The 8,703-nt window shown below is 44.4% G+C and carries 4 protein-coding genes and 1 pseudogene; all 5 read left to right on the plus strand.

Translation table 11 applies throughout. The features are described 5' to 3' along the window. A pseudogene (locus ACO1R6_RS11775) lies at positions 1-771 on the plus strand (glucosamine-6-phosphate deaminase); the annotation flags it as partial. A 250-nt stretch (positions 772-1,021) separates the two neighbouring features. Continuing rightward, the gene (locus ACO1R6_RS11780; protein WP_486264970.1) at positions 1,022-1,903 is read left to right on the plus strand and encodes an ROK family protein; all 882 of its coding nucleotides are present in this window, start codon (positions 1,022-1,024) and stop codon (positions 1,901-1,903) included. Between the two features lie 21 nt (positions 1,904-1,924). Then, on the plus strand, positions 1,925-3,220 hold the full coding sequence (locus ACO1R6_RS11785) for a sugar MFS transporter (RefSeq protein ID WP_486264972.1): 1,296 nt from the start codon (positions 1,925-1,927) through the stop codon (positions 3,218-3,220). A 488-nt stretch (positions 3,221-3,708) separates the two neighbouring features. Beyond that, positions 3,709-6,726, plus strand: a complete 3,018-nt coding sequence (locus ACO1R6_RS11790) for a SusC/RagA family TonB-linked outer membrane protein (RefSeq protein ID WP_486264974.1) — start codon at positions 3,709-3,711, stop codon at positions 6,724-6,726. Between the two features lie 11 nt (positions 6,727-6,737). Beyond that, the gene (locus tag ACO1R6_RS11795) at positions 6,738-8,351 is read left to right on the plus strand and encodes a RagB/SusD family nutrient uptake outer membrane protein (protein ID WP_486264976.1); all 1,614 of its coding nucleotides are present in this window, start codon (positions 6,738-6,740) and stop codon (positions 8,349-8,351) included. Positions 8,352-8,703: the final 352 nt, after the last annotated feature.

Consider the following 8,703-nt stretch of genomic DNA (forward strand, 5'->3'; position numbering starts at 1 on the left):
CACCAGGTGCATGTGGCGTATCAGACATCGGGCAATACTGCTGTTTGGGATGATGATGTGCTGCGGTACATGGAGTTTACCATCGATTTTGAAGAAAGCATCTGTAATTGCAATTCTCAGCTCAAAACCATCTACGCCGATATGCGGCGTTTTATAGAGCAAAAACAGCCCAACCAGGTAGATACGCAGGAGATTCGGAATGTAAAAGGTTACATTCGCAAAACGGAAGCCATTGCGGGTGCGCGGTATGCCGGCTTAGACGATGACCACATCCACTTTATGGCTTTGCCTTTTTACGAAACTGGCAAAACCCAGAAAAATGCCGTAACTGATGCCGATGTGCAGCTTACCATGGCGTTATTGCAAAAAGTAAAACCCCACCAGGTATATGCGGCCGGCGACTTTGCTGACCCGCACGGCACCCACATTGTTTGTTTTAATATTGTAACCGAAGCCTTAAAACGCTTACGCGAAACAGAGGAATGGGTAAACGATTGCTGGTTGTGGATGTACCGGGGTGCCTGGCACGAGTTTGAAACACACGAGATAGAAATGGCGGTGCCATTGTCGCCGCAGGAAGTGTTGCGTAAGCGCCACGCCATCTTTAAACACCAGTCGCAGAAAGATACGCCCGTTTTCCCCGGCGATGATGCGCGGGAGTTTTGGGTGCGCGCCGAGGAACGTAACCGCGAAACAGCCAATAATTACAATAAATTAGGTTTAGCCAATTACGAAGCCATGGAAGCTTTTGTAAAATGGAAACTTAATTAACATTTACTTAACTTTTTAGGCAGCGGTTTATAACTAGTTTTGGCTGGTGTATTATACTAGGACCTCACCGGCAATAATATTTTTAAGTGGCCGGTTAAGAGAATATTTACCCATGTAATATGCAGGAAGTTTTATTTAATAAAAGCGTTTTACTTGATTACATGCTAAAACTATAAGTAGATGAATATTTGCAGTTATTTTAAAACGGCAAATCAGAAGAGCAAAAGAAATATTTGAACAAACAAGAAGCATGGAGTCATACAAAATTATTGGAATTGATATTGGAGGAACCAAAATACAAATCGGCTTAATACAAGCCGGCGAAATAATTAACCAGATTAAATTACCCACGCTGGCACAGGCGTCTCAAGACCAGATAATAAACCATATTATTGCCGGTATTGAACAATTAATGGACGAAACAGTGGTGGGCATTGGCGTAGGAGCTCCCGGCCTGATTGATGAGAAAGAGGGTGTCATTTACCAGGTACAAAATATTCCGTCCTGGAAAAAAGTACCTTTAAAAGAAAACCTGGAAGCATATTTTGATAAGCCGGTATTTATTACCAACGATGCCAATTGCTTTATCCTCGGCGAGAAGTTGTATGGGCAGGCACAAGAATGTAAAAATGTTATTGGTTTAACCTTGGGTACCGGTTTTGGCGGCGGTATAATTGCCAACAATAATTTATATTCGGGCACACTTTCCAGTGCCGGCGAGTTTGGCAGCATACCTTACCTGGATAAAACCCTGGAAGATTATTGCAGTGGCAAATTTTTTCAGCAGCAGTTTGGGCTTGATGGTACCGAAGTATTGGCGCTGGCTAGTCAGGGCGATGCCCATGGCTTAGAGATGTATAACCAGTTTGGCCGGCATTTAAGTCAGGCGGTTAAAATAATATTATTTGCTTTTTCGCCGGAAGCAATATTTTTAGGTGGTTCTATTAGCAAGGCTTACGCTTATTTTAAAGATGCGCTGGAAGCCGGTATTCAGGAATTTCCTTTTAAAACGGTGCTGGATAAATTCCAGATTAAACCATCGGCAATAGAGAACGTGGCAGTACTGGGCGCAGGCGCTTTGTGTCAGTTGCGTTTAGAGCAAGAAATTAATTTACAGAAAGATATAATATAAACACCAACCAAATTAATCGTTATGACAAAAATTGCCGAGTACCAGCAGTCTGCTAAGCCGGAACCCTCCGTTAATAAAAATGACTCGCGACCTATTATTATTATAGGTGCCCTTTTCTTTATTTTTGGTTTTGTAACCTGGTTAAATTCGGTTTTAATTCCGTACCTCAAAATAGCGTGCGAGTTAAATAATTTCGAGTCGTACCTGGTAGCGTTTGCCTTTTATATTGCTTACCTGGTTATGGCTATTCCTTCGGCCTGGGTTTTAAAAGCAACAGGTTTTAAACGAGGGATGTCGGCTGGCTTGGTGGTAATGGCTTTAGGCGCTTTAATTTTTATTCCGGCGGCGCTTACCCGTACTTACAGCTTATTTTTATTAGGTCTGTTTGTGCAGGGTACCGGCTTAGCGGTATTGCAAACGGCGGCTAACCCGTACATTACCATATTGGGCCCGCGCGAAAGTGCGGCCAAACGCATTAGCGTAATGGGTATTTGTAATAAAGTAGCGGGTGCTTTGGCCCCTATCATTTTGGGTGCTATTGCCCTGAAAGATGCCGATGCCTTGGTAAACCGGCTGGCAAGCATGGACTTGGCGCAAAAAGCTGCGGAGTTAGATGCCCTGGCTGCACGCGTAGTTACGCCTTATCTGATAATGATTGGTGTATTGGTGGTTTTAGCGGTAATTGTTTACTTCTCGTCTTTGCCTGAAATTGATACTGACCAGGAAGATGCGGCTGTTTCGGCGGCTAACACCAACAAAAAAAGCATTCTGCAATTCCCGCACCTGGTTTTAGGTACTTTGGCCATGTTCTTTTATGTGGGCGTAGAGGTTATGGCCGGCGATACGGTTATTAGCTACGGTGCATCCCAAGGTATTGAGCTATCTTCAGCTAAATTCTTTACAACCTGTACCTTAGTTGCCATGATTGTAGGGTATTTTGTTGGTATTGTTAGTATCCCGAAATTCCTTTCACAAGAGACCGCCCTTAAAATTTGTGCGGTAGTAGGCTTTTTGTTTACCTTGGCCGCTATTTTCTCCGATGGCTTCTCTTCGGTGCTCTTTATCGCCCTTTTAGGTTTAGCCAACTCTTTAATTTTTCCGGCTCTCTGGCCTTTAGCCATTGCCGACTTAGGACGTTTTACTAAAATTGGTTCTTCGTTTTTGATTATGGCCCTTGCCGGAGGCGCGGTGCTGCCACTAATTTATGGTTTACTGGCCGATGTTATTGATCCCCAGCAAGCCTACTGGATAATGGTGCCCTGCTATCTGTTTATTTTCTATTATGCCGTTTCCGGGCATAAACTAAGAACTAAGTAATAAGAGAATTAAGTAAAGAGAACATACTCCCCAACAAGCCGGCGCTAATAGCTAAAAATTAGCGCCCTGGCTTTGCTTTTCCCAAAATAATAGGATTTTAGACTTGTTTACTAGTTAAGAATAGCAAAATACTTATACACCAGGTAAACAACGCTTTTAATTATAAAACAACGCTGCAGTAATAGCAGCAAGCAAAAGCCTGCCCATTACTCTGCAGGAATAGTATAAAAGTAAGCAAGAATTTAATAAAACTGATAGTTGCCAGCCCCCAAGGGTAGCTATGCTGGGTAAAAGCCTATACTCCAAATTTTTAATATTGTTTAATCCCAACCTATAAAACCTTTAAACTCATTTTTAACCTTTTTAAGATGCCTATGCAAAAATAAAAGAAAGCACTAAACATTTGTAGCCACAATTGGCCCAGTGTATGAACAAACGGAATGTTGTGCATACCCTTTAAATAAAATAACCAACCTAATAAAAATTATATGAATCCATTTTTTACTAAAGTTAGCAGGCTTTCCAGCGGAGGCTGTTTTCTGCTATTTTACGCTTTATTTTCCTGGGGCAACACCGCCCCGGCATTAGCCAGCAGTAAAGTAAACAGCCGGGTAAAAGCCAACATTACTGCACTGCCGCAACAAGAAGTTGTTACTATTAGAGGTACGGTTTATAGTACCTCCGAGCCGCCAGTAGCGTTGCCTGGTGCCACCATCAGAATTAAAAACACCGATACCGGTACTACCACCGACGAGAAAGGCTTCTTTACGATTAAAGCTAAGAAAGGTGATGTACTCGTTTTCTCTATGATCAGTTTTAACCCCGTAGAATATGTGGTTAAGAACGACATTAACAACCTGAGTATTTCCCTGAAAGAAGAAGTTTCGGCGCTGAATGAGGTAGTAGTAGTGGGCTTTTCGGAGCAGCAGAAAAAGCACGTAGCCAGTGCCGTATCTTCGTTAAATGTGGCTACCCAAATGGAGGGTAAGCCCATTACGCAATTATCACAGGCTTTACAGGGTGGCGTAACCGGTATTAATGTTACCCAAGGTTCTGGTCTACCCGGTACCGATGTGGCTAAAATTGTAATTCGGGGTAACAGTAACTTAAGCTTACCAGAACCTTTTGTTTTGGTAGATGGCGTGCCCATGGATATGAATGATTTGGACCCGGCTACTATTGAAAGTATTACCGTTTTAAAAGACGCGGCAGCAGCAGCTATTTACGGTTCGCGGGCGGCCAACGGGGTTGTACTGGTTACCACCAAGCGCGGTGTGCCCGGTAAAATATCGGTACGGTACGATGGCTACGCCGGGGTACAAACGCCTACCTATATGCCCGAAATTGTAAATGCCCCTACCTATGCCCGGATGTACAACGAAGCCCAGGTAAACTCAGGCCGTCAGCCTTTATTTTCCGAAGATTATATTCAGAAAACTATTTCGGGTGAAGACCCACTTTTATATCCAAACACCAACTGGCAAAAACTGATTCTGGATAAAACGGCTCCCATGACCAGCCATACCCTCGGGGTATCGGGTGGTAACAGCACGGCCCGCTTTGCTTTTACCGGTACGTATCTTTACCAAAAAGGCATGCTGCCGGTAAACGATGGTAAAAAGTTTAATATCCGGGCCAATACTTCTGTATCGCTGAGCGAGAAATTTACTTTGTACCTCGATGCCTTGGCCATTAAAGCTTATAACCGCCAGCCTTTGCGGCCTAACGGTACCGGTGGTAACCGTATGCTGCAAGATGTTTTCCGGGTGCCGCCCACCGTGGTATCTCGTTACCCGGATCGCGATGGCCGCGCCATTTATGGCCGTTATGCCGATATTGTTAACCCGGTGGCTTATGCTGAAAAAGGCGGTTGGCAAGGTGATGGCCAGGACAATGCCGTTATTAACGTACAGCCTAAATGGGGCATTTTACCCAACTTAAACTTTAATGGTCAGTTTAGCTTTAAAATAAACAGTGGAGTTACCCAGCGTAACCGCGACCCCTATAACTTCTACGATCACTTTACCGGCGCTCATCTGCAAGCTTGGGCTGCCGACCGGGGCTCTTCCCAATTTAGAAATACAGCTTATTATGCCGCAGCTAACTTAGATTATACTATTGACAAAGGCGACCATTATTTATTTATGCTGGCCGGTTATTCTCAGGATGAGCGCGGCAATGGCCCCTGGGAAAAAATAAAAATATTGTCGGGTTATGCCAAAGCCAACTACTCTTTTAAAGACCGCTACTTATTTGAAGTAACCATGCGGGGCGACGGATCTTCTAAATTTGGTCCGGGCAACAAATGGGGTTTCTTCCCTTCGGCAGCTGTAGGCTGGAACGTACATAACGAAGACTTTATGCAAAACCAGACTTTGTTCTCTAACCTTAAACTGCGTGGTTCTTATGGTTTACTGGGTAACGAAGGTTCTATTGGTGCTTACCGTTACCAAAGCTTAATTGGTACCGATGGGGTAGAAGGCCGTTTGGGTAACCCTGATATTACCTGGGAAACGGTAAATATGATTAACGTAGGGGCTGATATTGGCTTATTCAAAAACAATAAATTAGAACTTACCATTGACTGGTACGATAAGTTGACTACCAACCTGTTAATGTCGCCGCCCATTTCGTACGTAGGTGGTTTTAACAGCACACCACCTTTAAATGGAGGCGAAGTAAGAAACCGGGGCTATGAAATTTCTTTGAACTACAACGAAAAAATAAACAAAGATTTTACTTTTTACATTAAGCCGGGCTTTACTTACAACCAGAACCGGATCGAAAAATTAGGCCCTGGCGCACCTTACATCAGTGGTTCTTCGGTACATAACGTCGGCGACCCTATCCGCAGTTATTATGGCTACGCCTCTAATGGTTTATTACAACAAACCGATTTTGATGCCGAAGGAAAACCCCTGGTACCGGTATTTGCCGGCCAGCAACCCGGCGACATTAAATATGTGGATCAGGATGGAGACGGTGAAATCACTTCTACTGACTTAAAAGTTTTAAACCAGTTTGTTGACCCTAAAACCGTGTATTTCGGCAACTTTGGCGCTAAATTTAAGCGTTTCGATTTTGAAATGTTGGTTCAAGGGGCCGGCCGCCGAGCAACCTATTACAACTCTATGCACGCCCGTCCTTTAGACGAGAGTGCCGATGGCGGTATACCTTCTGAATACTTTAGTAAAAATTATTGGACCCCCGAAAGACCCGATGCGGAATTTCCGCGCCTGTTGGTTAACTCTGGTTCTAACAAATTATTTTCTGATTTCTGGTTCCGGAATGGGGCTTATACCCGCATTAAGTTTTTACAGTTAGGTTATAACTTCCACAGCGAATGGTTACAAAGAGCCGGTATTGCTGGTGGTCGTGTGTACGTAAATGCCCAAAATCCATTTACCTGGAGCGAATTAAAGTTAATCGACCCTGAGTCACAAGGCCACGAATGGACTTACCCGGTTATGAAAGTGTATACCCTTGGCTTTAACCTTAAATTTTAATAAGAAGATTTATGAAAAAATATTTTATATATATCTTGTTGCTGGCGGCCATGCCGCTGGTAAGTGGGTGTGAGGATTATTTAACCGAAGACGATCCTTTAAATATTACCGATGAAGGTTGGTGGGATGCGCCTACCAACGGTATGACGGCCTTAAACACCGTATATGCCGGCCGGATGGGCGGGGTAAACCCTTACAGCGCTACCAAAAACCAAGGTCAGTTTTCGGTGCTTAGCGATGAAGCCGTGATACGTTTGGATGCCGGTTGGGAAGAGTTTACCCGAGGTAGCCACAATGCTAACTGGGGGAAATCAGTCAACCTTTGGAGCCATAATTACCTGCACATCCGTCGGGCCAATCGTTTTCTGCAGTTTTCTGAGAAAATATTCCTCGACGACTCTACCAAGACCCAGCAACGCTACGAAGCCCGCGCCCTGCGCGCTATCTTTCATCTTGAGTTATTACAGCTTTACGGCGGCGTTCCGATTGTAGATAAAGTAGTACTCCCCAACGAGAACCAGTTGTCCCGGAATACTGAGGCCGAAGTAGCAAAATTTGTCCGGGACGAGTTAACCGCCTGCGCCGAACATTTACCCAGAGCTTCGCAATTCTCTACCGATTTTAACCGGATTAACAGCGGCGCTTGCTGGGCTTACTTAACGCGTTTGGGTTTGCACATCAAAGATTATGCGCTGGTGCGCGATGCCGCCAAGAAAATAATCGACTCGCGTGAGTACCAATTATACCGTAACACCAATGCAGCTGTAAACAGCTATAGTACTTTATTTACCTACGCGGCCGAAATAAATAAAGAAATGATTGTTCGGTCTGAGAACGGCGCTTCGGCGGCCTGGGTAAATTTTGCCCCGCAAGGTAGCGGTGGTACCCCTTCTACGTATGTGTCGCCGACCGCCGCCATTGTAAATGCTTTTGAAACAAAGCAAGGCAAAACCATTTTTGAATTAGGCCCCGATTCAGCGGCTATTTACATGGCTAATCCTAATTACAAAGATAACCGTGACCCCCGCTTAGCGGCTTCGGTAATTGCCCCGAACGAATTATTTGCGGTACGGGCTAACTACCGCCCTAACCCTTTTAACCAGGCCGTTACCAACGTCGACCGGATTGGTTTACAAAAGTCTACGGCTACGGGTTTCTGGGTACGCAAGTACCTGGATGTACGCGATGCTACCTCTACCCGAAACCTGGACTTTATGGTAATCCGTTACGCCGAAGTGCTCCTGAATTACGTGGAAGCTTTGGTTGAATTAGGCGAATGGAATCATCCGGACGTATATACCCACCTGAACGATATCCGGACCCGGGCTAAAATGCCGGTAGTAGATGTAACCCGTTATAATTCCCAGGCTAAAATGCGGGATTTGGTAAGACGGGAGCGCCAGGTAGAATTAGCCTTTGAAGGGATCCGGTATTTTGATATCCGGCGCTGGGGTATTGGCGAAGAAGTAATGAATGGTATGGTTTACGGCGCCGTTGATCCGGCTACCGGCAAACCCGTAGAGGTAGAAGCCCGCGAGTTTATCGCTGCCAAAGATACTTACTGGCCCATTCCGTTACGCGAAGTAAATGCCAATCCTAACATGCAGCAAAATCCCGGTTACTAAGCCGATAAATATTCCTTTTTAGAAGTTAGTTCCTGGTAATCAGGAACTAACTTCTATTTTTTTGGCGCATTCTCTGCCGGGCGAATTAGGTTAATATTCTTAATGTTCTACTGGGCTTCGCCTGATTTCTGATGCAAGACCAATACCTTATAGGGTTATGCATCCAGCCCTGCAAAGTTTTACCCTAATATTTACTTCTCCTTTAATAAACGCTGCCACCTAACTTCACCCCCAGATTAAACTTTTCAAAATATTTAAAAAATAAAGCCAGCATTATCTTCTTTTTTAAGTACCTGGACAAAATTAATTTGATATATTTTGGTTTATCACTTTAGTCATTGAACCGGTTTAG

The organism is Adhaeribacter sp. (assembly GCF_057359045.1).

Coding starts and splice junctions, on each gene's coding strand:
- ACO1R6_RS11785 (WP_486264972.1), top strand. CDS start 1,925: ATGACAAAAATTGCCGAGTACCAGCAGTCTGCTAAGCCGGAACCCTCC.
- ACO1R6_RS11790 (WP_486264974.1), top strand. CDS start 3,709: ATGAATCCATTTTTTACTAAAGTTAGCAGGCTTTCCAGCGGAGGCTGT.
- ACO1R6_RS11780 (WP_486264970.1), top strand. CDS start 1,022: ATGGAGTCATACAAAATTATTGGAATTGATATTGGAGGAACCAAAATA.
- ACO1R6_RS11795 (WP_486264976.1), top strand. CDS start 6,738: ATGAAAAAATATTTTATATATATCTTGTTGCTGGCGGCCATGCCGCTG.